21 protein-coding genes and 1 tRNA gene are annotated in these 23,700 nt (G+C 35.7%); 6 read left to right on the top strand and 16 right to left on the bottom strand.

The window, feature by feature from the left end; translation table 11 throughout:
• Nucleotides 1–45 precede the first annotated feature (45 nt).
• Entirely contained in the window at nucleotides 46–1,314 is a 1,269-nt protein-coding gene (locus EG344_RS13850) for an adenylosuccinate synthase (protein ID WP_123909922.1), read from the bottom strand.
• Nucleotides 1,315–1,625: 311 nt separating this feature from the next.
• Nucleotides 1,626–2,198, bottom strand: coding sequence for a Crp/Fnr family transcriptional regulator (locus EG344_RS13845; RefSeq protein WP_123857919.1), 573 nt, complete (start codon nucleotides 2,196–2,198; stop codon nucleotides 1,626–1,628).
• A 144-nt stretch (nucleotides 2,199–2,342) separates the two neighbouring features.
• Between EG344_RS13845 and EG344_RS13840 the strand changes: the two genes are divergently transcribed.
• The 4 genes from EG344_RS13840 to EG344_RS13825 all read left to right on the top strand — a co-directional run bounded on the left by EG344_RS13840 (nucleotide 2,343) and on the right by EG344_RS13825 (nucleotide 6,261).
• Nucleotides 2,343–3,128, top strand: a complete 786-nt coding sequence (locus EG344_RS13840) for a Ku protein (RefSeq protein WP_123909921.1) — start codon at nucleotides 2,343–2,345, stop codon at nucleotides 3,126–3,128.
• Nucleotides 3,128–3,733, top strand: coding sequence for a DNA polymerase ligase N-terminal domain-containing protein (locus tag EG344_RS13835; RefSeq protein ID WP_123909920.1), 606 nt, complete (start codon nucleotides 3,128–3,130; stop codon nucleotides 3,731–3,733). Before EG344_RS13840 ends, EG344_RS13835 begins: the two co-directional genes overlap by 1 nt.
• Before the next feature lie 71 nt (nucleotides 3,734–3,804).
• Entirely contained in the window at nucleotides 3,805–5,688 is a 1,884-nt protein-coding gene (gene ligD / locus EG344_RS13830) for a DNA ligase D (RefSeq protein ID WP_123909919.1), read from the top strand.
• Between the two features lie 30 nt (nucleotides 5,689–5,718).
• Nucleotides 5,719–6,261 carry a hypothetical protein gene (locus EG344_RS13825; RefSeq protein ID WP_123909918.1) on the top strand — a complete coding sequence of 181 codons (543 nt, stop codon included), beginning with the start codon at nucleotides 5,719–5,721 and terminating at the stop codon, nucleotides 6,259–6,261.
• A 77-nt stretch (nucleotides 6,262–6,338) separates the two neighbouring features.
• On the opposite strand, the gene EG344_RS13820 is transcribed toward EG344_RS13825, so the two are convergent.
• The 5 genes from EG344_RS13820 to nusB all read right to left on the bottom strand — a co-directional run bounded on the left by EG344_RS13820 (nucleotide 6,339) and on the right by nusB (nucleotide 10,313).
• Nucleotides 6,339–7,184: a mechanosensitive ion channel family protein gene (locus EG344_RS13820; protein ID WP_123909917.1), complete on the bottom strand. Its 846-nt coding sequence runs from the start codon at nucleotides 7,182–7,184 to the stop codon at nucleotides 6,339–6,341.
• Nucleotides 7,185–7,502: 318 nt separating this feature from the next.
• Complete coding sequence (locus EG344_RS13815; RefSeq protein WP_123909916.1) at nucleotides 7,503–8,237, bottom strand: SDR family NAD(P)-dependent oxidoreductase; 735 nt, start codon at nucleotides 8,235–8,237, stop codon at nucleotides 7,503–7,505.
• Between the two features lie 277 nt (nucleotides 8,238–8,514).
• Nucleotides 8,515–8,880, bottom strand: coding sequence for a preprotein translocase subunit YajC (gene yajC / locus EG344_RS13810; protein WP_123857925.1), 366 nt, complete (start codon nucleotides 8,878–8,880; stop codon nucleotides 8,515–8,517).
• A 10-nt stretch (nucleotides 8,881–8,890) separates the two neighbouring features.
• Nucleotides 8,891–9,406 (bottom strand): DUF1573 domain-containing protein, encoded by a 516-nt coding sequence (locus EG344_RS13805; protein ID WP_123909915.1) that lies wholly within the window; start codon nucleotides 9,404–9,406, stop codon nucleotides 8,891–8,893.
• 1 nt (nucleotide 9,407) lies between these two features.
• On the bottom strand, nucleotides 9,408–10,313 hold the full coding sequence (nusB, locus tag EG344_RS13800; RefSeq protein WP_123909914.1) for a transcription antitermination factor NusB: 906 nt from the start codon (nucleotides 10,311–10,313) through the stop codon (nucleotides 9,408–9,410).
• A gap of 91 nt (nucleotides 10,314–10,404) precedes the next feature.
• On the opposite strand from nusB, the gene EG344_RS13795 reads away from it, so the two are divergent.
• Entirely contained in the window at nucleotides 10,405–12,066 is a 1,662-nt protein-coding gene (locus EG344_RS13795) for an ABC transporter ATP-binding protein (protein ID WP_123909913.1), read from the top strand.
• A 99-nt stretch (nucleotides 12,067–12,165) separates the two neighbouring features.
• Nucleotides 12,166–12,501 (top strand): DUF3276 family protein, encoded by a 336-nt coding sequence (locus tag EG344_RS13790; RefSeq protein ID WP_027375472.1) that lies wholly within the window; start codon nucleotides 12,166–12,168, stop codon nucleotides 12,499–12,501.
• A gap of 114 nt (nucleotides 12,502–12,615) precedes the next feature.
• Here EG344_RS13790 and EG344_RS13785 read toward each other — a convergent pair whose 3' ends face one another.
• The 9 genes from EG344_RS13785 to EG344_RS13750 form a co-directional block, all read right to left on the bottom strand.
• Nucleotides 12,616–17,661, bottom strand: coding sequence for a DUF4132 domain-containing protein (locus EG344_RS13785; protein WP_123909912.1), 5,046 nt, complete (start codon nucleotides 17,659–17,661; stop codon nucleotides 12,616–12,618).
• Nucleotides 17,662–17,687: 26 nt separating this feature from the next.
• The gene (locus tag EG344_RS23955; protein ID WP_164464437.1) at nucleotides 17,688–17,852 is read right to left on the bottom strand and encodes a hypothetical protein; all 165 of its coding nucleotides are present in this window, start codon (nucleotides 17,850–17,852) and stop codon (nucleotides 17,688–17,690) included.
• A 616-nt stretch (nucleotides 17,853–18,468) separates the two neighbouring features.
• Nucleotides 18,469–18,544: transfer RNA gene (locus EG344_RS13780), tRNA-His, on the bottom strand.
• 35 nt (nucleotides 18,545–18,579) lie between these two features.
• Complete coding sequence (bshB1, locus tag EG344_RS13775) at nucleotides 18,580–19,299, bottom strand: bacillithiol biosynthesis deacetylase BshB1 (RefSeq protein WP_123909911.1); 720 nt, start codon at nucleotides 19,297–19,299, stop codon at nucleotides 18,580–18,582.
• 82 nt (nucleotides 19,300–19,381) lie between these two features.
• Complete coding sequence (locus EG344_RS13770; protein WP_123909910.1) at nucleotides 19,382–21,034, bottom strand: tetratricopeptide repeat protein; 1,653 nt, start codon at nucleotides 21,032–21,034, stop codon at nucleotides 19,382–19,384.
• Nucleotides 21,035–21,124: 90 nt separating this feature from the next.
• Nucleotides 21,125–21,997 carry a PstS family phosphate ABC transporter substrate-binding protein gene (locus EG344_RS13765; RefSeq protein WP_123909909.1) on the bottom strand — a complete coding sequence of 291 codons (873 nt, stop codon included), beginning with the start codon at nucleotides 21,995–21,997 and terminating at the stop codon, nucleotides 21,125–21,127.
• The gene (locus tag EG344_RS13760; RefSeq protein ID WP_185145561.1) at nucleotides 21,987–22,184 is read right to left on the bottom strand and encodes a DUF308 domain-containing protein; all 198 of its coding nucleotides are present in this window, start codon (nucleotides 22,182–22,184) and stop codon (nucleotides 21,987–21,989) included. The genes EG344_RS13765 and EG344_RS13760 overlap by 11 nt, the downstream gene beginning before the upstream one ends.
• A 78-nt stretch (nucleotides 22,185–22,262) precedes the next feature.
• Nucleotides 22,263–23,105 carry an energy transducer TonB gene (locus EG344_RS13755; protein ID WP_123909908.1) on the bottom strand — a complete coding sequence of 281 codons (843 nt, stop codon included), beginning with the start codon at nucleotides 23,103–23,105 and terminating at the stop codon, nucleotides 22,263–22,265.
• Between the two features lie 28 nt (nucleotides 23,106–23,133).
• Nucleotides 23,134–23,700 (bottom strand): ExbD/TolR family protein, encoded by a 567-nt coding sequence (locus EG344_RS13750; RefSeq protein ID WP_123909907.1) that lies wholly within the window; start codon nucleotides 23,698–23,700, stop codon nucleotides 23,134–23,136.

Raw genomic sequence — 23,700 nt, 5'->3', positions numbered from 1 at the left:
AAAAATAAAATTCCTTTTACAGATCAACAATAGTTGTCGGGAAAATTATTTCATCTTCAACATCTCTTCTCTTCCAGGTCCTATAGAAAGATACGTTACCGGAACTCCCACTTCTTCCTCCAAGAAGGAAAGGAAGTTCATCAATTCCTGCGGAAGGGCAGAAGGGTTTTTAATTAATGAGAAATCCGCATTCCAGCCATCCAGCCATTTGAATACTGGTTTAGCATTTTCAGGAAGGGTTCCGGCAGTAGTTTCAATAGTTCCGTCTTCCAACTCATAATGAGTACAAACTGCAACAGATTGTAATCCACTTAAAACGTCTGCTTTTGTCAGAACCAATTGAGTAACTCCATTAATCATTACTGCATATCGTAACGCAGGAATATCCAGCCAGCCTGTCCTTCTCGGACGTCCTGTATTGGAACCAAACTCATTTCCTTTTATTCTTATTTCTTCACCCATTTCGTCAAAAAGCTCCGTTGGAAATATTCCATTTCCTACTCTTGTACAATACGCTTTGGCAATACCGTAAATCTCACCGATCTTTTTAGGAGAAATACCCAATCCGCTGCAAGCTCCTGATGCAATAGTAGAAGAAGAAGTTACGTAAGGGTAAGTACCATGGTCAATATCTAACAATGTTGCCTGAGACCCTTCACCCAAGACAGTTTTTCCTTCAGTTAAAGCTTTATTGAGAAATAATTCAGTTTCTGTACAATTGAATTGTTTTAAAAATTCTACGGCTTCAAAAAATTCTTTGCTTACTGATTCAAAATCGGGCAATTCCATTCCTCCATCAGCAAGAAATTGATAATCTCTCTCTAAAATACGTTCTACTCTCTTTTTAAAATCCGGAGCATACATATCCCCGATTCTTACATTCTGTCTTAAAATTTTATTGGAATACGCCTGGGCAATTCCATTCTTTGTTGTTCCTATTGTTGTATAGGCTGGGCTTTCTTCCATGAAAACATCCATCAGCTTATACGTAGGCAATACAAAATGAGCCTTTTTAGAAATAATCAAATTTTTCTCAGGATGAAGCGCTTCATCAAACTTTTTTAAATTCAGAATTTCATTTTTAAAGCTTACAGGATCAAGAACAGTTCCAGTCCCAATAACATTCTGAACCCCTTGCATAAAAATTCCTGAAGGAATCATTTTAAGCGTAATTCTTTTCCCATTTCTTTCAATGCTATGTCCAGCATTTGAGCCCCCATTAAAGCGGGCTGCAATATCATAATTTTCACTGATAAGGTCAATAAACTTTCCTTTACCTTCATCTCCCCACTGAAGTCCTAATACAATATCCATATAATTATTTTTATGGTGCAAAGCTATGGCAGTTTGAAAGGGAGACCATTGTCATTTGACAAAAACGTATTTTTATCAATACAGGGTATAAATATTTATGAATCCGAAGTCGGGATTTAACTTTATTTTTATAAAAGGGTTCTTGTTATAGGTTTTGGCTAAAGCCAATGGAATTGTTATAAAATGATAGAACAGGCTAAAGCCCGTTCCTATTGAATATTGACAATTTGTATGTTTAATTTATAAATAATAAGATCGATAGACATTATATTTTGACCTTTACATTTATATTTTACAATGAAGAGACCACATTACTCATTGATAGTTCTCCTAATCCTGCTCAGCGACGAAGGCGTCACCCCAAGATAAGAAGCCAACATAGACTGCGGAACTCTATTCGCCAGCCCAGGATAATGATTGAGAAAATGAATATATCTTGATTTTGCATCCTGATTGAGCATAATACTTGCCACTTTAAGCTTATTTTCGGCAACAAAACCATGAATTCGGGCAAATAAAACTGGCCATATTGCAATTTTCTCTTCTAATATTTTAAAATGGTTGAGGTCAATTACAAGTAAAACAGCATCCGTAATCGCTTCTATGTATTCATGGGCAGGAAGCTGATCGGTAAATCCCTGAAAGTCTCCAATAAAACGGCCTTCATAAATAAAATAACGGGTAAAATCATCTCCTTCTTTGTTATAATACAAAGATCGGAATACCCCTTCCTTTACAAAAGCAATCTTTTGACTTACTTTCCCTGCCTCTACGAAAATTTCTCCTTTCTTCACGGAAATTTCCTGGATTCCTTCTGTAATCAGAAGCTCATCCTGCGTATTCAGTAATCCAAATTTTTTGATATAGTTAAAAAGTTCTTCCATGTTATTTATCCACAGATTGCGGAAAGATAAAGGTATAAAAGTAGAAGCTAAAAACAATTGTCATTTGGCAAAAAAGCTTTATAATACATACCACGCACCCTCCTGACGGCACGCTAATTGCTTGATTTTTAAAAACGTAAGACAATGAAAGCAATCTGGAATGGCGCCATTGGCTTCGGTTTAGTAAATATTCCTATTAAAATTTACTCAGCAACGGAGACCAGCAAACTCGACCTTGATATGCTCGATAAATCCGATTTTTCCAATATCCGGTTTAAGAGAGTCAATGAAAATACAGGAAAAGAAGTAAAATGGGAAAATATCGTTAAAGGCTATCTCATGGATGATAAATATATCGTTCTTGATGAGCAGGATTACGAAGCAGCAAGCCCTGAAAAAACAAAGATCCTATCCATTGATCAGTTTGTCAAAGAGGAAGAAGTAGACAGTATTTATTTTGAAACGCCCTATTATCTGGAACCTCAGAAAAATGGTGAAAATGCATACAGACTTTTGCTAAAAGCTCTTGAAGAAACCAAAATGGTAGGAATCGGAACGTTTGTACTCCGTGACAGTGAAGCTATAGGAATGATACGGCCTTACAATGATAATATACTGATCCTTAATAAGCTGAGATTTGATCAGGAAATAAGAGATTATGGTGATCTAAAAATCCCGGCCCGCAAGGCTCCAAAACCAGCAGAATTGAAAATGGCAGTAAGTCTTATCAAGCAGCTTTCTCAGGATTTTGATCCGGCAATGTATAAAGATACCTATTCTGATGATCTAATGAAGATCATCAAGCAGAAAGCCAAAGGTAAAAATAGTAAAGCCAAAAAAGCACCGGCTGCAAAAGAAGGTAAAGTGATTGATCTGATGGCCCAGTTAAAGGCCAGTTTAAATACCTCCCAATCTAAATCGGCATCGTGATGGCACTCAAAGATTATCAACAAAAGCGTAAGTTCAATGAAACAAGTGAGCCTAAAGGAAAAACGAAAAAGAGTGAAAACAAACTGATCTTCGTTGTTCAAAGACATGCCGCTACCCGGCTTCACTATGATTTCCGTCTGGAAATGGAAGGTGTCTTAAAGAGTTGGGCTGTTCCAAAAGGACCCTCTTTAGACCCTCAGGACAAACGCCTGGCTATGATGGTGGAAGATCATCCCTATGATTATAAGGATTTTGAAGGGAATATTCCTGAGGGGAATTACGGAGCAGGACAAGTAGAAGTCTGGGATAGTGGAACTTATGAACCTTTGGAAGAAAGCAGCAATGTTTCCGATGAAAAAGAATTGTTGAAAGAACTGCATGCTGGCTCCTTAAAATTTACCTTACATGGAAAAAAATTGAAGGGTGAATTTGCCTTGGTTAAAATGAAAAATTCTGAAGACAATGCATGGTTGCTTATTAAACATAAAGATGAATTTGCAGAAAGTCCTTATAATGCTGAAGAAAACACCTCTCCAAAATCTTTAGTCACCAAATTCCTTGAGGAAAAAAAAAGCCTAAAAACAAACGAAAAAAAGAAATCATAACTTCGGAAAACAGATTCCGGAGTTTTAATTCTTTAGCTGGCGAAAAAAAACTTAAGTCTTTTATAAAACCCATGCTTGCCAAATCTTTTGATAAAGCATTTGATGATAAAGACTGGCTTTTTGAAATAAAATGGGATGGTTATAGGGCTATCGCTGATCTTAGCCATGATGCTCCCCTTTTTTATTCCAGAAACGGAATTTCGTTTTTATCAAAATTTGATAAAATAGCCCAGGATTTTGACCAGCAGAAATATAAAATGATCCTGGATGGTGAAATTGTTGCATACGATAATCAGGGAAAACCAAGTTTTCAGCTTTTACAGCAAATCGACGATCATCCCAATCTTGCTTTGGTTTATCAGGTTTTTGACCTTCTATGGCTGAATGGCCATTCTACGGAAGAACTTCCACTCGTACAACGGAAAGAACTTTTAAAAGATGCATTAATTGAAACTGATACTCTTAAATACTGTGATCATTTCCCTGAAAAAGGTATTGCATTTTTTGAACAGATGAAAAAAATGAAGCTTGAGGGTATGATTGCTAAACGGGCAGCCAGTCAATATGTAGAAGGTTCCCGAACCACAGACTGGCTTAAGATTAAATTTTCAAATACGGAAGAAGCCATTATCTGTGGATTTACAGAACCTAAAGGCTCCCGGGAAAATTTCGGAGCTTTGATTCTGGGAAAATATGTGAATAATGAACTGATCTATTGTGGACATACGGGAACTGGATTTAATCATACTTCCCTAAAAGAGCTCCATCAAAGACTTGGAAAGATAATTATAAAATCTTCACCATTTGAATCCATCCCCAAAACGAATATGCCTGTAACATGGGTACAACCCAAACTGGTCTGCGAAATCAAGTATTCAGAAATTACCAAAGACGGTATTTTTCGCCATCCTGTTTTTATGGGGATTCGGGAAGATAAGGAACCGGAAGAAGTAAAAGGCTCAACAGATCAGGCAATTCAACCTAAAAAATCAAAAACTATGAAAACTAAAGCATCATCAAAAAAAACAGAACCTTTGGAAAAGGAAAAAGAAATTACCCTAAACAAACACATTGTGAAGCTCACGAATCAGGATAAAATATATTTTCCAAAGGATGGAATTAGCAAAGGTGATGTCATAGATTATTATCAGTCTGTTGCAAAATATATCCTGCCTCATCTAAAAAACCGCCCTTTATCCCTCAATCGTTTTCCTAATGGCATAGAAGAACAGGGTTTTTATCAGAAAGATGCGGGAGATCATATCCCTGACTGGATAAAAACAACTCAGGTTTACTCAGAATCTAATGACAAATACATTGATTACATCTACTGTAATGACAAGGCAACCTTAGCGTATCTGAATAATCTCGGATGTATTGATTTCAATCCTTGGAACAGTTCACTTCCTGATCTTGAACATCCTGATTATTTGGTTTTGGATCTTGATCCGTCAAAGAAAAACAGTTTTGATGAGGTTATTGAAACAGCTCTTCAAGTCAATGAAATTTTACAATCAATCAAAATTAAAGGGTATTGTAAGACTTCCGGAAGTACAGGTATTCATATTTATATTCCGATGGGTGCACAATATGATTTCGAACAGGTAAAAGACTTCGCACATATCCTGATGAAACAGGTTCATGAAAAACTTCCTGAAATTACAACATTAGAAAGAAGCCTTCAAAAAAGAGATCGTAAAAAAATATATTTGGATTATTTACAGAACCGAACAGGTCAGACTTTAGCAAGTGTTTATAGCCTTCGACCTAAACAAGGAGCCTCTGTTTCTATGCCTTTAGATTGGGATGAGCTGAAACCTGGATTATTACCCACAGATTATACCATCGAAAATGCTTTGGAAAGAATTCTAAATAAAGGGGATTTATTTAAACCTGTTCTGGGAAAAGGTATTGATATGATGAAGGCATTGGAGCTACTGCAGAATATTGAATAATTTATATATTTTTACCTGCAAAAATTATCCATGAATGAATCTATTAAATTAGAAGTTCCTTTTAATGAAACAGCGGAACGGGAACACCAACAGTTTTTCTTTCGCTATACTTGGAAAAATGGGTTTACTGAACTAAAGAAAGCGATCCTATATGCCATCGTATTTCTATGCCTTGGTTTTTCTCCATCAAAGCTTATCACCAGTACTCCTGCTTCTGCAGTTTTCAGATACGGAGGATTTATTTTTCTTGCCTATATTTTCTTACTTCTTTATCAGTTTTTCACCCGTAAAAAGAAGTTTCATGCATCCATCGAAGAACAAATCAACGATTTTAAACAAAAAGATGAAAAGTTCAGTTTTATAATTCTCAATAAAGATCATATTACTCTGGAGAATTCGTTGAACACAATAGGAAGTATTTGGAGTAGAACCAGCTATAAATTCGTTGACAAATACCTTATTCTAAGTATTCTTACCAATGTTAATTTTATTTTTACCGAAAATGATTTTAAAGAAAATGATTATAAAGTTTTAAAAAGTTTTCTGGAGCAATACTCAAAGGAAGAAAAATAAAAAAACGACTTACATTAAAAAATCCTGCATTATTGAATGCAGGATTTTTTATGATTGTTGTAAATAATATTATCTGATTACTTATTATAAACGTGTACGTCTCTTTGTGGAAAAGGAATTCCGATTTCTGCCCTGTCCAGAGCTTCTTTACAATCAATAATAAGTTCTTCATTCATTTTCCAAAAGTTTTCAGTAGAAGCACTCACTCTGATCGATAAGTTGATTGCACTATCACCTAGTGTTGTTACAACTACCTGTGGTGCAGGCTCTGCAAGAGCATATTGATTCTTTACGATCACTTCCATTAATACCCTCTTTGTCTGTCTAAGATCTGCATCATAAGCAACTCCGATATCCAGAGATGTTCTTCTAGTTCCAAGCTGAGTAAAATTTGTAATACTGTTATTAGAAACAACTCCATTAGGAATAATGATTAATTGATTTTGTGGGGTAATCAGCTTGGTATGAAAAATATCAATGGCCTCTACGGTCCCGGAAACTCCGGAATTGGTAGAAATAAAGTCTCCTATTTTAAATGGTTTTAACAGCAGAATAAGAATTCCACCAGCAAAGTTCGTTAAAGATCCCTGCAAGGCCAAACCTACGGCTAAACCTGCAGCACCAATCATGGCTACAAAGGCAGAAGTTTGCACTCCTAATTGAGTAACCACTACAATGAAGAGAAGAATATTAAGTCCCCAATTGATAATATTAAGAAGGAAGTGCTGCAAAGAGGCTTCCATATTACGTTTCTTGAAACCTTTCGCAACAAGTTTCTTAATCATTCTTATCATCCATGATCCGATCAGATAAATCAATAATGCAGAAATAATTGCAGTAAAGATTCTCGGTGCCCATGAAATGGCTGAAGATATTAAGGTATCCCAATGTTTTTGAATGTTATTCAATTGTAAATCGTCCATTTTTATACTACTTATTTTTATATATTATGACAGATATTCATTCCTGTAACTGCAAGATTTTAAAACGAATCGAATAAAAAGCATCATTTTTTCAAAAAAATATAATCTTAACCCTTTAGAAGTTAAAATCAATGATTATATGCATTACAACAGATTGACAGCAGAACAGATTATTTCTGCTTACTCAATGATTATTTTAGAATTTGAATCTTGCCAGGAAGAATAATTCGAGGCTAACATTACAAAAAAAATACCGAACTCTATTTTCAGAGGGAAAATCTTAATATAAAATATATTTTGAACATAAATATTAAAAGATTATGGCAGTTTTGCAGCCAGACTTTCTGGTAAAAGCCTCAGGATATGATAGATGACTTTCCATTTGAAATTAGGAACTATGGTAAAGGAATTTCCAGCATTTACAATGAATTTCGCTACATAATCCGGCTCCATAATTAATGACTCATTGAGTTCTAAGCCTTCATTGATCTTTGTCCGGATATATCCTATCACCAAAACATTCACTATTATTTTTCTGGAAGCCAGTTCCTGCCTTAAGCCTGCCAGATACTGAGTAAATGCAGCTTTCGTACTTCCATAAACAAAATTACTTTTTCTTCCTCTTACTCCCGATAATGAAGACAATCCAATGATTCTTTCCAGGTTTTTATTGCTTTTATCCATAGCAATAACGTTCAGAATGGAAACTCCACCCATATAGTTGACTTCCATCATTTGTTTTGTTCCTTTAAAATCTCTCAAAGCCTTTTGGTTATCCACAAGAAAACCTGCGGAATATACTGCAATATGAGGTTTTACAGGAAGTTCATGGTAAAATTGTTGATGAGAATCGAAATCTGCAGCATCAAAATACAACACAGTTACTTTAGTCTTATCCAGGGAATTGGAAGTGATGAAATCTTCCAGTGAATTTGTATTTCTGGAAGCCGCCATTACAGAATATCCTTTTTCAAGGTATTGAATGATGCATTGTTTTGCTACGTCTGAATTGGCTCCTAAAATGAGAACAGTTTTGCTTGTGTTTTGATCCATGGGACAAAGATAATTTTTATTAAACACTAATTTCGTTAATGTTTATACAAATGAACACAAGTATTTTAAAACTGTGAGAAAAGGAATATATTGTATGAGATTCTTCACTACGCGTTGCTTCGTTCAGAATGACAATATTACTATTGAATAATAGACACTTATTTTCCCCTACTAATGAGAACATACAATATTATAAATGAAATAACATTATATAAAAAATTGCGGCGGGTGAACTTCGTTCACCCGCCGCAGCTAAATATTTTCAGACTGAATTAAATTATTTCTTTTCTTCAGTTACTGTTTCTTTGTTGTCTGCTGATTTTTCAGCAGTTTTTGCCTTATCTCCGAAACGGCTTTGAGTCATTTCTCTGGAAACTGCAGCTTTTTCAAACTTTAGCTTTCCGGATAATGTTTCAATAATAAAACCGTCATCCTGAACTTGGGCAATTCTTCCGTGAAGACCGGATGTAAGTACGACTCTAGTTCCTACCTTAAGTTCTTCCTGAAAGTTTTTTTCCTGTTTCTGCTTCTTCATTTGAGGTCTGATCATCAGGAAATAAAACCCTACAAACATCACACCCATCATAATCAGCATCATAGATGAAGAACCTTGTGGCTGTGCCTGTAAAAATAATGTCAACATATTTTTAAAATTATGGTTGAATGTTCGCAGTGAACGTTAATTGAATTGGAGATTTCTCTACGTTAGCAAAAACATCAGCAGATTTCTGAACGTTTCCATCGAAGTTTGAAGAATCAAAGTGCAATGTAATTTTTCCTTTTTTACCTGGCATGATAGGCTCTTTTGTAAAATCTGGAGCAGTACATCCACATCCAGGCTTTACTTCAGAAATAACCAATGGATTCTTTCCTGTATTGGTAATTTCATATACGTGTTCTACTTTGTCTCCTTTTTTGATTTTTCCAAAATCGAAGGCGCTTTCAGATAAAGCAACAGAAGTAGAAGGCGCATTAGAAACCGGTGTTGCTGCTGCAGGAGCTTCTCCTGTTACAGATGTAGCAGCAGAGTCAGCTGTTACCGGAGTTCCTGCAGCTGTAGAATCAGTAGCTACAGCTTCAGGGCTTTGAGTTTCTTTGTTTTCTTTTTTACAAGAAACTAATCCAAAGCCTATAATTGACAAGGCGATAATTGATAACGTCTTTTTCATTTTATATTCTATTTTGATCTTTACAATATTTATCTAAAATACCATTAATGAAGATATTCGAACGGTCTGTAGCAAATACTTTTGCAATTTCGATATATTCATTAATAATAACTCTTGAAGGTGTTAAGGCAAAGTTATCAAGCTCTGCAATAGCTGTTGACAAGATCACTTTGTCCATCAGGGAAATTCTTTCAAGATCCCAGTTTTCCAATCTTTCTTCCAGCTTCTTCTCATTGTTTTCCCAGTTATTCAGGGTATCTTTCAATAATTTAGCTGCGAAACTCTTGTCGTCTTCATCTTTAATCATTTTGATTAAAGTTCTGCTTTCTTCATCTTCTCTTAGGAATCCGATTGTTTTTTGTACCATTGAATTGGCAATATGGATATCGTCATACCATGATAGCTCCTTATCTCCCAGATAATCATGGAAATCATCATTTTCAGCAATATATCTTAAGAATAATTTCCCGATAAACTTTTGATCGTCTTCAAAAGAAAATCCTTCTTCTTTCATGAAATCCTGATAACGTTTTCCTGCAGTAATTCTTTGGAAAGTCTTTACCAATAAATCATCATGCATATCCCACTTCAGCTGCTTATGTTGGCCTGTGAAGAATAATCTTTCTGGATTTTCTTCAAGTTTAAGCAATATCTGGTTGTTGATGAATTTTTGGTTAGGATTAATATCAGCATCGGTTTTAAGGTATTTATTCTTACCGATTTCAATTTGATGCTCAGCTAATTCTTTTAGACCTACTAAAAAATTAAGCTGATAGATATAGAGATAATAGATTTTCTCTATTCCAGCGAACATGTTTTTCTCTAAAACATCAAATTTTACAGGGTTTTGGTAGTATGAATACACTGCCTGTACTACTTTTTCACGAATTTGTCGTCTTCCTAACATTCAAAGAGCTTTTTAATGACTGCAAAGATACAAAATTTAAAATTGATTGAATTCGTAGTCTGATGACATTTTTGTAATTTTGTGAAACTATATGAAAGCGCTAAAAACCTTAAACCCCTATTTTTGGAAACACAAAATACTTTTGTTTTGGGGGGTACTATTCATCATTGCCAGTAATTTTTTCAATATATATAAAGTTCAGTTTGTAGGAAAATCCGTAGATGAACTCACTAAAAGCGGGAATCTCGGTTTCAATCAACAGGTACTTATCTATGTGGGAATCATTGTAGGATGTTCACTTTTAACTGGAGTCTTCACTTTCATGATGCGACAAACCATCATCGTTGCCTCCAGAAGAATTGAATATGAGCTGAAGAACAAAATCTACAGACATTATCAGGATTTATCTTTAACGGATTATAAGCAGACGACCATCGGAGATCTAATGAACAGATTAAGTGAAGATGTAGTGGCAGTCAGAATGTACCTTGGACCAGGGGTAATGTATGTGGCTAACTTAATTGTTCTTGTTCTTATTACAGCTATTTATATGGTAAAAACGGATGCTTCCATGACTTTATGGACCTTGCTTCCACTTCCCATTTTATCACTCGCTATTTATAAGGTAAGTTCAATCATCAATAAAAAGTCGAAGATCATGCAGAAAAGCCAGTCTGCTATTTCAACTTTTGTACAGGACAGTTTTTCAGGAATTCGTGTGGTGAAATTTTTTGCACGAGAAAAATATATTCAAAAAAACTATGGAATAAAAGTCACCGATTACCAGAATAAGGCATTAGATCTTGCCAAAACAGAAGCTTATTTCTTCACTATTATCTTGTTTGTAATTGGGTTGCTGAATGTTGCCATTATCTGGATTGGAGGAACAAAATATATTGCGGGAGAATTGAGTATTGGTAAAATCGCGGATTTCTTCATGTATATTAACACTTTGATCTTTCCGTTTTCTATGGTAGGATGGGTAACTTCCGTAAATCAGAGAGCTGAGGCTTCTATGCAAAGGATCAATGAGTTTATGCACAAAAAATCTGAGATCATTAATACCAACTTTGAGACGTATCCTATTAAAGGAGATATAGAGTTCAGGAATGTATCTTATGTTTATCCTAATACCGGTATCAAAGCGCTGGAGAATTTGAGCTTTAAAATTAAAGCCGGAGAATCCCTTGCCATTATGGGAAAAACCGGAAGTGGAAAATCTACCATTGCCCTGCTTTTATGTAGGCTGATTGATCCTACTGAAGGGGAAATCCTAATTGACGGTAAAAACCTGAAAGAACATAATCTCGAGAACTACAGAAACTTTATCGGATACATTCCTCAGGAGAGTTATTTATTCTCTGATTCCATTGAAAATAACATTGGATTTGCAATTGATCATCCATCGCATGAAAAGGTAATTGAGTATGCTCAGATTGCAGATGTTCACAAAAATATTGTTGAGTTTAAGGAGCAATATAAAACACTTGTGGGTGAACGCGGGGTAATGCTTTCAGGGGGACAAAAGCAAAGAATTTGTATTGCAAGAGCCTTAATTAAGGACCCAAATATCATTATTTTTGACGATTCTCTGTCTGCTTTAGACACCGAAACGGAGCAGAATATTCTTGAAAATATTGATCGAAAAATCAGTAATGCGACCTCCATAATTATCACACACAGAGAGTCTAGCGCTCAAAAAGCACATCAGATAATCAACCTTACCGAAATTGCTAATTCTGTAACCGCTTAGCGGTTTCATTCCTAATTGTTAAATAAATCATAAAAAAAATTTTGTGATTAAAAGAATTCTTTTATATTTGTTCTTAACAAGATTAAAAAATATCTAACAATGAGTGAATACAAGGAACGCCATGAAAATGAGATTTTCACTAAGGTGTTAAAAGCAGGGAGAAGAACTTATTTCTTTGATGTGCGCGAGACGAAAGCAGGAGATTATTATCTTACAATCACTGAGAGTAAGAAAAATTTCGGAGAGAATGGGGAAGCTACATTCGAGAAGCATAAAATTTACCTTTACAAGGAAGATTTTAAGAGTTTTCAGGAGATGTTTAATGAGTCCACAGATTTCATCATTAATGAAAAGGGTGAGGATGTAATTTCAGAAAAACATGACAAAGATTTCAAAAGCAGATCATTCACAATAGATTCTGACGACGAAGTTTAAAAAAAGAATATCTAAAAACACAAGCATCTGAAAAAGATGCTTTTTTTATGCCCTAAAATTGGCTTATGGCAAAAATAAAAGGTACACTTTAAAAGCATACCTTTTTGTTTTCATTTATACATACTCTCGCTTGATTTGCGATAATATGGTTGGATCTTGTATTTCATTGTCTTTAGCCAGCATTAATACTTTAGACAATACTTCTGCTGATTTCGGGTCATCATCTGCAAAAGGCAGGAATATTCTTCCTCTATGCTGGGAATGTACCGGAAGAATGGATAAATATCTGCCCGGAGTCTGATGAACAACCGCACTTCCTAAATGTACACTATATTCAGCCATCTGCCCTTTTATCAATACATGTGAACCTTCAATTCTCACATTATCTAATTTAAATAAGCGTGCTGTTTCCTTCATCAATACCGCTCTCATTTCGATGGATGAATGACTGGCTTCCGGATCTACACTTCCTACATGTGCCACTGACACTACCAAATCTACATCCCGCATTACTTCCGAGAACAATCTTGGATTAATATCTTCAAAAGGAATATTCTTATAATCCTTTAATGAATGAAATTCTATAGTTTCCAGGGTTGGGCCTTCTATATCTGCTGGTGAGAACCAGTCTGCCATAGCATATAATTTCACCTGGAAGCCTTCTTTGTGATATACTTTCTGTAGTCCTTCCTCATAATCTACCTTCCATCCTCTTGTTTTAAGCAATGCCAAGGTCTGTTTAGGCTGAATCTGATGTCCTGCATATCTACGGGAAATAGATTTCTCTTTCAATTCATCAGGAGTAGGAACATATAGCTCTCTGAAAATCTGTTTGAACGGCTGAATCAGTTTTTCTTTAAAACAATAATGCTGGTAATCACTCCAAACTGAATGTTCATGCAGATCTACACAATGGGCAATACGTAAAGTGTTTTCTTCATTTAACTCCTGGATCTCACCATGAGTATTGACAAGACCTCCATCATGGTAGAAACCTATTTTATGGTCATTGGAAATGAAGACAAGCTTTTCTAAATGTTTTACAATAACCGGATGTTCAAAAAGGGTTTTAATTTCTTTTAAGAAGAATTCATCGCCTCTTATCATCGCTTCTTCCAATCCTTTTCTGGAACGGGTCCATTGCTCACGCATGATCTTACGGTTATTGGTTAATTCCACAATGGCTTTATCTTTCTTAATTTTCGGAGGAATAGATTTCAGCTGTTTATCATCCCTGAATACAACTAGCTCCGCTTTTCCATTATCTTCTATGATTAAACCTACGGTCACTCCGTCAATGGTCACTTGAGTTTCTTTTGATAGAAGTGCTTGAATTTGTTTGGTTTCCATAGCCCAAGTCAATCTTATCGGATCAGGATAGCCAGCATTTCTTGCCAGATTTTCAAGAGCTACGCGAATTGCTAAAGCTTCGCTTGCCTGTTTCATGGAGCCAAACTCTTTACTCTCTTTTTTGAACTGTTGGATATACTCATATCTGCCCAATACATCTTTCTCCGGATTTGTTTTGCTTAATGGTACCAATCCATACACGCGAAAATAATCCTGGTCACGTTTATCTTTAACTTTAGCCGTAACTTCTTTGATCTTTAAACTTCCGGACAAAGTATCGGAATACAGTCTTGCTCTTCGGTGCCCGTTTCCGTCTGATATATATTTTGCAGATTCATACAACATCTCCCAACGGGCTTTTCCTAATTCTTTATAGGCTTTTGTAAACCAATCTTTGTCCACAGCTCCATCTTTAAACTCCTGAATATCTACGGATGAATATTTAGCCACCTCACTTTCCAGTTTTGCATTCTGTTCTTCATAAGCTCCGGTTTTGGTATGAGCGTGCATCCACCAAATCGCAGAATCCAAGCCTTTCCAGCCTAAATAATTACTGACTAGTGATTGCCATTGCGGCGCATAAACCGCTGCCTGAATCAAGCGAAGCTCAGAAATTTTCTCTTTCTTCATGACTTCATCAAAAGCTTTCTGAGTATCAGTTTCTAAAGGATAAGAATTCGAAATTAATTTAGAGAAGAGCTTTTGCTTGGTCATACTTTCATGACCATAACTGTATATATAATTAGCATATAATCCTGATTTGCCTAGCCCTTTCAGAATCTGGGCAAAACGCTGAGCACCATATATCGTCTGAAAATCCTGTACAAAGTGAGATACAGCTGTATTCGCATCCCCACGGATAAGTTCAATATCAAGGAATTTCTCCTGAATTTCAGCAATCATAGGCTTCAGGAAAGGAAATCGCTCAAGATATTTTTCTTTGTTATAATGATTAATTTTCACCGTTGTAAGTTCTCTTATTGCTGAATCGGCTGTCAGAATCCCTTCATACAGTTCTTCCTTTGTGATGAGTTTTAATTCATATGCTTTACAGAAGAAATAGAAATTAGGCACAGATTTTTTAATATTTTCTTTCAAACCGTTATACTGCATCCATCGGTATAAATTCCATTGCTTGATATGCTGTTCATCGGTAAGGTTCATCTGTGGAACAGCCCATAAGAAAGGCATGAAAAAATCAAGCTTCTGCCAACCATTTCCCTGATCCTGATAGTAATAATCATTACTATCTTTTCCTTTATAGTTGATAATGCTTTCAGGAAGATTAGCAAAAACAGTACTGGCAGCATCTAATGCAAAATCTACGCGCTTTTCGAATACGAATTTATCCTTTAACGACTGCAGAATCATGATGATTGGATTTTCCCATGCATATCTTCCTTTCAGAGGATTTATTAAAACATCTTTGTAGTAGAATACATAATTCTCCATAAAATCCCTGAAAATTTTTCTGTCACAACTCTCAGCCAATGTCAATAAAAATAAATCTCTCGGCTGTAAACCTGAATCCAGATACCATTGTTCCCAAACCTCATGCAGAGGATAATTTTCTGCCAATTGTTCAGAAGTAAAACCATCTGTATTTCGTTTGATTTGACGGAAAGTATTCCCCATCAATAAAGTTGTTACAGAGCCATCCCATTCATCAGCTTCATATTCATGGTCTTTATGTTGAAGGAATAAATCATTAAGCTTCTTTATTGCTGCTTTTATATCATCCAAAGATTTTGTAAACCCATATTTATCTTTTTCAGTAGCCAGTGCATATACCGAATTTGGCTCTACCTTTGGCAACGCAAACGTTGAGACTATATTAGGATCATAAAAACCATATCCATTATCTTCAGAAAGAACAGTATGATCTCCGGATGGATGAATCTGATCCAATAAACCTTGCTCTCTTTCCGTTATTTTTGACCTTTCAGCATATTGTTGAGTCCAGTTAGTAATCTGGCTGGATACTCTTTTTTCCTTTTGAAGCTGAAGCATAATATCCAATGAGGCTGCACGCTGTTCCAGGTCACCTTTATTCATCAATTCCTCAACCAATGGAGTAACAACACCATCTTCCTGCTCCATGACAAGCTCTACAAGCTTTTTACGAAGTACACCCCCCTTTCTTTTAAAGAGATCAAAGAAAACCATGATTTCTTCAGTATTTAAAGGGTCCTGCAACAATACATTAATTCCTGAGGCTACCAGTGCTTCTCCTCTGTCTTTTAAAATTTTAAAAGCAAATTCTTTTTGGGAAGCCGTTACTTTCAGCTTCTTTTTTCCTGTTGCGTATGACAGGGAATAACAATAAAACTCGCGTAATATATTCCGGGCCAATAATTCACGTAATGAAAGGTCAAATTGCTCGAAATAAGAAAGTAGCAGATCCAGCTTATTGGTATCCTCTCCTACCAAATAAAACATAGAAGCATACAGATCGCTTTTTTTGAAAGTAACATTTAGCCACGAAAATATCTTTCCTTCAAACTTCTTTTCCTTTACCTCAATCTTTTGCGTCAGTTCATGAAGTTTTTCAAAGAATTCCTGATAATCTCCATTATTGATAAAAAATTTTGTTTCTGTATTAGCGCACAGTAATGTAGACATAGGGTCACCGGCAAAAGCCAATACTTCTAAGTTGCCATCCAATACCGCTTTATAATACAATGGCATCTGAATGTAAGGATCAGCTGTTTCTGTAGCAAATTTAACCGCCAGGCATTTCTTTTCCGTATCACCTTTATCAAATAGTTCATGCAGATAAGGAACTGTTTTTTCAACATCCCATACTGCCTGTACCCAAAGGGCCATATAGACTTCGTTATTATTCTTACTTTTTACCGCTGATGAAATTTCTGTCGGGTTTTTAAAATAATAATCTGCCAATGACAGAATATTCTTTATTACAGATTCTTTTTCTGCTTCCCAGCCTAAACCGGTCCAGGTATCTATAGCTCTTACAACAGATGAAAATCGGGTAAGTTTTTGCTCAATAATTACATTCGTCATATATTCCAAAGCCCCGATGCTTGTTTCATCCAAAGCTTCCAGAATCGTCTGACGCAGACCTTCCTGTCTTTGAGCAGCCAGCAAAAGCTTTTCAACCAATTCCCAGCACTTCTTCTGCTCACTATTGAGTAAAGCCTTAATAATATTCTGAGAGATTTTTCCTTCAGGATGTTTATTGAAAATAATATCCTCAATCAGTTGATAGATGGCTGTATTTCCAGTATCTATTGCGGCAGACCAAACATAAAAGCGGCTTGAGTTATGAACGAATTCATTATCATAAATAATTTGCTCTTCTAAAGACAAATTAAAATTTTCATCACCATTATAAGAGTAAACACAAGGGAATATCATCAGTTCCCGGATTAAATTGATCTGATTAAGCAATACATAATGTTCACTATGAGGAGCCCTGAACGAACGTCTGAAATAACTGCTCTGATACATTTTGTAAGGCATTTTGTTCCATGCATATTTTACCAGGTCTGCATTGTTTCCAAAAAGATAAATCAATAGATTATAATACTCCTGATCTTCCCAGATATCAGGTTTGACAAATTCTTTGAGCTTTTCAAATTCTTTTGAACCTAAATTTACTCTCTCGAAATAATTAGGTTTACCTTTCAGCAATTTGCCTAGTTCCCCTACTTCTTTTGTAAGAATCGGCCTGTCTGGAAAAAGCGAAGAAACAGTCCCTTGTTCCGAATGTTCCAATAGGTCTTTTCGCTGCTTTTCATAAAAGTTTTTAATTAGTTTTTTCGATTCTAATTTTTTTGTGATTTCCATGTATTTTGTTTGTTAGTATGGTTTGCTTACCAATAACTCCCTGCCAGAAATGCAAGCCTGATAAAGGTAAATAGGTGTCGTAGACTTAGATCTATAGATTGGTCAAGGTTTTCAAGTTGTTCATCATTATAAAAAACAGCAAACATACCGTCTTCAAATGCCTGAATGGCATTATCCTGAGCTTTTTGCACATCTGCTTTTTTAAGATTATAAATACTTCCAAAACCTACCTTACCGGTATCTGTAAGGATATTCAGATAATTGTCCGTTGGAATTTTGGTATAATCTTCATCTTCAAGCTCGAATGACTGAGCATTAAACTCTGCTACCTGCTGATGAACGACGAGCTTTAATAAATTTTCTAAGGAGATAACTGAATCTTCGTAATCGATTTCAATTTTTTATTCCGAAAGAACAGGATGTTTCCTGCCTAACTGCTTTACAGTGACTTTTATATCCATATTTGAACTTAGTGTGGACTAAAGATAATGAAATTTTTCAGCGCTATTAGATCAATTTGAGATTTTATGACGAATATCAAGAAAATGGAAATAAAAGATGAATTGTAAATACAGATAAAAAGAAAGGCTAATACTTATAACTCATTATTTATTGTCATTACTCATTAATTTAGCTCCGATAAAACGATTGCACCTAACAAGCAATGCCATTTTTAGGTACTGACGTGAGGAGTATGAGTAGATAGCAGGGAAAAGCTTATGGGAAAAAGATAAAAAATAAGGATTATTTCACCATCAAAACAGGTATAAAATAAAAAAGTACACTTTCAAAAAGTGTACTTTCTTTGGGTGAATGAGGGGTCTCGAACCCCCGACCTTCGGAACCACAATCCGACGCTCTAACCAACTGAGCTACAATCACCGTTTTCTGAGTGCAAATATAGGACAATTTCCTCAACTACCAAACAATTCCATCAAAATTTTTCAAAGAAATTAATCTTTCCGACGTAAAACCCTCAGCATAAGTAACTCCCGATAATCGGCCTAAATCCTGTGCTCGGTATGTTAAGCTTTCAAAAAAGTCTTTGGTGGTAATTGGAGTCTCAGGTTCTTTAGAAGTTGGGTCATAAAACTGAGTTTTATATGCCATACATGATGCAATCTTTTTATCCAGGAATTCTGAAATGTCAATAACGAACTCCGGCTTGATGTCTTTCCACTGAATATAATGAAAAACATGTTTAGGCCTCCAGACTTCCTGAGCTTCTCCATCTACTACGGTCTCTATTTTTCTCAATCCGGACAAAAAGCACGCATCCGACACTAATTTCGCTCCTTTTGCATGATCCGGATGTCTATCATCAATTGCATTCGCTAAGACGATTTCCGGTCTGTATTTGCGGATCATTTTTACAATCCTCATTTGGTATTCTTCGGAATTCACCAAAAAGCCATCTTTCATTCCCAGATTTTCTCTTGCGGAGAGTCCAAGAATTTTTGCTGCATCTGCCGCTTCTGCCTTTCTTGTTTCATCTGTACCTCTTGTCCCGAGTTCTCCTCTGGTAAGATCTACTACAACACATTTTTTTCCTTCAGAAACCATTTTGGCAATAGTACCTCCACATCCTAATTCTACATCATCAGGGTGTGCTCCAAAAGCAAGTATATCGATTTTCATATAATCAAAGATAAGGTTTAAAATAAAAACTTCCCAAACATTACGAATGGGAAGTTTTAATATCTATAATTTAAATTTTAAATTACTTGTTGATCTCTGCATTTAGTTTTACAGCATCCTGATAAGTAGGATCTAACTGTAAAGATTTGGCAACATAATCTTTTGCTTTTGCTACATCAGAATCTTTGCTCATATAAGCTACCGCAAAGTAAGCATATGCAAGAGTCTGCTTATTAGCTTCCTGATCAGCAGGTTTTACAGTACTGATGAACTTTTCGTAAGCAATTTTAGCAGCATCGTTGTTTCCTGCCTGTTGGTAAGAATATCCCTGGCTGTAGTAAGCCGGAGCCCAATCAGGAAGAAGCGCTGACATTTTCTGCCATGTAAGGATAGCTCCGTTCCAGTTTTTAACATCCTGGTAAGCGGTTGCTAATTTGAATAAAGCATCAGAATCCTGGCTGTTAGCAGCTACTTGCTTCTTCAATGCTTCAATTGCAGGGTTTGTAGGTCCTTTATCAGCTTCAGCCTGAGAAGCACCACCACCTCCAGCGATGTTTGCCAATTCTAAATCCCACTTCATCGTCTCATCTTTTGCAGCTTTAGCAATAGCGATTTTCTGCTGAGATTCTGTAGTTAAAGCAGATTTCTTAGCAGCATCTTTTTCATCTTTTGCTAATCCTGCAGCAATAAGTCCTTGTAGACCTTGGTCAGCAGGCAATACTCTTGTTTTCTCTGCTTGAGAAACGAAAGTATCCATATTCTGCTTAGCACCTGCATAGTTCTTATCTGCATAATCCTGATAAGCTCTTAATTTGAACTTGATAGGATCTTCAATTTTATCAAAAATTTTATCTAATACGCTTTTAGAGTTGGCATAATCTTCATTAGTAAAATAAAGTTTTGAAATCTCTAACAAAGTATATGGATCTTCGTCAGCGTATTTTGTATAGTTGATAAGATCTTGTGTAGCCTTTGCATTTTGCTGGTATCTGATATCATAACCTGCCAATGCTTTGTATGCTGGTGCATAAGTAGGATCTACAGCGATTGCCTTATCCACACTTTCTTTAGCTTTCTGCCATATCTGAGCAGCCATCCATAATGTAGCCATTCTTGTATAAACAGAAGCTTTGTTTTTAGCTAATGGTAATGCTTTGTCATAAGCAGACATAGCTTCACCCGGAGCTCTTTTTAATCTGTAAGCATCTCCTAATGTATAATAGTAATGTGCAGGAACTCCTTTTTTCTCAGCTTTTTCAATTGCTTTAGTCAGGAATTGGATCGCAAGATCCGGAGAACTGTTCTTTTCAAATAACGTTAAAGCTTCTGCTGCTCTGAATAATACTTCAGCATCTTTTTCTTTAGAATCAGTTACTATTTTCTGAATTTCAGCAACAGCACTTTTATCTCCCTTTCCTAATTTTACGGTAGCTAAACCGATTTTGTTAACAAAGCTTTTAGCATCTGCAGCTAATCCTTTATTAAAGTTTTCAGTAGCCTTTGCATAATCTGGCTCTCCTTGCTTTAAGAAAGTATTTCCTAAATAGAAGTAGTTTTCAGCGGTAGGCTCTTTAGCGATCATATCAGTGAAGTTTGTTTTTGCCTGAGCAAATTTATCACTGTCTATACTGTTAATACCATCCTGCAATGTCTGTGCAGAGGCAAAACCGGTAAAAAATACCACGGCTGCTCCAAAAGCAATCTTCTTTACATTCATATTCATTATATCTTTCATTTTATATTTTCTAATAATTGAGTTATATTCTACACAATTTTCAGACCAAAATACTTTGTTTATTATAGCTAAATTGTGAAATTATATTTTTTAACGCATCTGCACCTCTCTTTTGTACAGGTTATAAGGCTGTAGACCTTCTTTCTGAACAATTTTCTGTCCTAAATGAGTACATGAAAATCTTATAAATCCGTTTGCAATATTAAAATTACCCTCGTTTTCCAGGAAATAAAGAACTCTTGTAAACGGATATTCCATAGAACGAAGTCCTTCAAAATCTGCATTATATGATTTTCCTTTATTTACAACCGGAAGAACTTTAACCATTTCTCTCAGTTTTTCAGAAGCTTTATCATAGGGACGGCTGAATGTATTAAGACCAATAACGCCTATTTTATTAGGATACATTCCTAGTTCTTCTATGATCTTCTGATTTCCTGGAATAATAGAATATTTAAGATCTTTAGGCTGCTTTTTTAACTTCTCAGCCACAAAGTTTAAATTACTGGAGTTTGTTCCATCAAAAATAAATTCTTTATTATCGGAAAGCAGTCCATTATTGATCTCATCCATTGAGATATTTTCTTTTGGAGAGTCTTTTGGAACTACAAAAACTACGGCATCTGCTGCGAATTTAGCAGGAAGAAACTTCAGGTCTGTTCTTTCTTCGTAGGTTTTTATTTCTTCAGGAGTAAGGTTTCTAGACATTACAATGACTTTAGCATTACCATGCAACAGGTCAAGAAAGCCTAAATCTTCTTTTTTTGTTTCTACTTTGATATGTGTTTCAGGATAATTAATCATATAACCATCGGCTAATGCTTCTGTAACACTTTGAAAAGATTCATCTGTAAAAATCGTAAGATCACCTTTATTATAGGAAGGAGATTTCTCCTCTTTTTTGCAGCCTGCCAGCATAATAGTTATTACAAAGACAAGTGCAATTTTAAAACTATTCTTCATCTTTCGATTTTTTGATTTTAGCAACTGCTCTATAGATTCTGAAAATACCATAAATAATCAACACTGCACCCAATGCATAAGCAATAGCAGGTTCTAAAATAGTAAAAAAGAATTTATAGATAATGACTACAATTCCTAAAACAATATAAAACAATCCCGTAACCAGGGATAACCAATTGAACATCATGTAACAAAAATACCAAAAAAAATAAAAAGAGAAGCATATGCTTCTCTTTTTATTTATATTCTGAATAAATAAGTCTAATTATTCAAAGTTCATAGTAAATGGTACGCTATAGTAAGATCTTACGCTTTCTCCATTTCTCTTAGCAGGAGTCCACTTTTTAAGTTTCTTAACTACACGAATTGCTTCATTGTTGAAGTCGCTATTTGGAGATTTCTCTTCAATAGTAACTGCAGAAACAGTTCCGTCTTTTTCTACAACGAACTTAAGCTTAGCTTTAAGGGTACCTTCACCTCCTTCCATTAATGAAGTATCGAAGTTTTCACCTAAGAATTTTCTTAATGCACCCATACCTCCAGGATATTCTGCAGACTGGTCTACATCTTTGTAGATTTCGTTAGGGTTATTCGCTTTCACTTCTACAGTTGCAGTTTTTGTACCCGTAGATGGTGGTGGCGGTGGTGGTGTATAAGCCGGAGCTTTAACTCCCTCCTGATTATTCAAACCAGTTGTAGTTTCCAACTGCTTAGAAATTGGTGGTGGTGGAGTTTCAATCTTCGGAGCTTTTACAGGCTCAGGAACAACGTTCTGAATAACCTCAATTTTCGGCTCCTCTTTTGGAGGTGGCGGTGGTGGAGGTGGTTCTTCTTCTTTAGGCTGCTCGATAATCGGTTCTTCTTCAAGGATATCTACAAGATCTGCCTTTACTTCTTGCTTAGGCGGAGCTGTAAGATTCTTGATCGTAAGATAGATGAACGGAGACAAAGCTGCCAAAAGGAATAATGCTGTTCCGATAATAAATGACTTTGTTAAAAGTCTCGGATACTGATGTCTAAGATCATAGGCACCATATTCCTTGTTTCTATTTTCAAATACGATTTCGTCTAGAGTAAGATTCTGACCGTATACATTTTCATCTGCCATAGATTAGATATACAATTTTATGGTTAAATTACTTTGTAGCAGCCGGTGCAGCAGCACCTCCTATTTTCTTTTCATAAACAGCTTTCTCCCAAGGCTTCACATCGGTAACACCGTATTGTTCGCTCTTAGTAATTGCCATTTCGTCAAGAATATCAACAAAGTTCTTATATACAGCATCGTCTGTTGGCTTAATGATCACGGTAAATTTCGTTTGATCTGCAGCTCTAGATTTTGCCTGCTGAATTATTTTTCTAATTCCATCTCTATCAAGAGTAGTTTCCATAAGAGTTTGGTCATTCAAGGAAGTTGCATCCTGCTGGTGCCAGAAAACTCTATTGTTTTTTCCTAATAAGATAGAAATTGAGTTAGAAAGTTTAATTTCTGTTGGTGGAGGTTTAGGAGCATCTGGCTTTGGTTTTGCCGGAAGACCTAAGTCCATAACATTCGGTTTACTGAATGTAGTTGTGAACATAAAGAAGGTAATCAATAGAAAACCCAAGTCCACCATCGGAGTCATATCGACTCTGGTACTCTGCTTCTTGGAACGGACCTTGCCGCCCTTGCCGCCTTTTTCTTGTACTTGTACTTCTGCCAT

Source organism: Chryseobacterium sp. G0162 (genome assembly GCF_003815715.1).
GTDB lineage: Bacteria > Bacteroidota > Bacteroidia > Flavobacteriales > Weeksellaceae > Chryseobacterium.
Note: the sequence above shows the minus strand (reverse complement) of the source record. Positions and strands in the feature narration are given on the sequence as shown.

Coding starts and splice junctions, on each gene's coding strand:
- EG344_RS13850 (WP_123909922.1), bottom strand. CDS start 1,314: ATGGATATTGTATTAGGACTTCAGTGGGGAGATGAAGGTAAAGGAAAG.
- EG344_RS13845 (WP_123857919.1), bottom strand. CDS start 2,198: ATGGAAGAACTTTTTAACTATATCAAAAAATTTGGATTACTGAATACG.
- EG344_RS13840 (WP_123909921.1), top strand. CDS start 2,343: ATGAAAGCAATCTGGAATGGCGCCATTGGCTTCGGTTTAGTAAATATT.
- EG344_RS13835 (WP_123909920.1), top strand. CDS start 3,128: ATGGCACTCAAAGATTATCAACAAAAGCGTAAGTTCAATGAAACAAGT.
- ligD (WP_123909919.1), top strand. CDS start 3,805: ATGCTTGCCAAATCTTTTGATAAAGCATTTGATGATAAAGACTGGCTT.
- EG344_RS13825 (WP_123909918.1), top strand. CDS start 5,719: ATGAATGAATCTATTAAATTAGAAGTTCCTTTTAATGAAACAGCGGAA.
- EG344_RS13820 (WP_123909917.1), bottom strand. CDS start 7,184: ATGGACGATTTACAATTGAATAACATTCAAAAACATTGGGATACCTTA.
- EG344_RS13815 (WP_123909916.1), bottom strand. CDS start 8,237: ATGGATCAAAACACAAGCAAAACTGTTCTCATTTTAGGAGCCAATTCA.
- yajC (WP_123857925.1), bottom strand. CDS start 8,880: ATGTTGACATTATTTTTACAGGCACAGCCACAAGGTTCTTCATCTATG.
- EG344_RS13805 (WP_123909915.1), bottom strand. CDS start 9,406: ATGAAAAAGACGTTATCAATTATCGCCTTGTCAATTATAGGCTTTGGA.
- nusB (WP_123909914.1), bottom strand. CDS start 10,313: ATGTTAGGAAGACGACAAATTCGTGAAAAAGTAGTACAGGCAGTGTAT.
- EG344_RS13795 (WP_123909913.1), top strand. CDS start 10,405: ATGAAAGCGCTAAAAACCTTAAACCCCTATTTTTGGAAACACAAAATA.
- EG344_RS13790 (WP_027375472.1), top strand. CDS start 12,166: ATGAGTGAATACAAGGAACGCCATGAAAATGAGATTTTCACTAAGGTG.
- EG344_RS13785 (WP_123909912.1), bottom strand. CDS start 17,661: ATGGAAATCACAAAAAAATTAGAATCGAAAAAACTAATTAAAAACTTT.
- bshB1 (WP_123909911.1), bottom strand. CDS start 19,299: ATGAAAATCGATATACTTGCTTTTGGAGCACACCCTGATGATGTAGAA.
- EG344_RS13770 (WP_123909910.1), bottom strand. CDS start 21,034: ATGAAAGATATAATGAATATGAATGTAAAGAAGATTGCTTTTGGAGCA.
- EG344_RS13765 (WP_123909909.1), bottom strand. CDS start 21,997: ATGAAGAATAGTTTTAAAATTGCACTTGTCTTTGTAATAACTATTATG.
- EG344_RS13760 (WP_185145561.1), bottom strand. CDS start 22,184: ATGATGTTCAATTGGTTATCCCTGGTTACGGGATTGTTTTATATTGTT.
- EG344_RS13755 (WP_123909908.1), bottom strand. CDS start 23,105: ATGGCAGATGAAAATGTATACGGTCAGAATCTTACTCTAGACGAAATC.
- EG344_RS13750 (WP_123909907.1), bottom strand. CDS start 23,700: ATGGCAGAAGTACAAGTACAAGAAAAAGGCGGCAAGGGCGGCAAGGTC.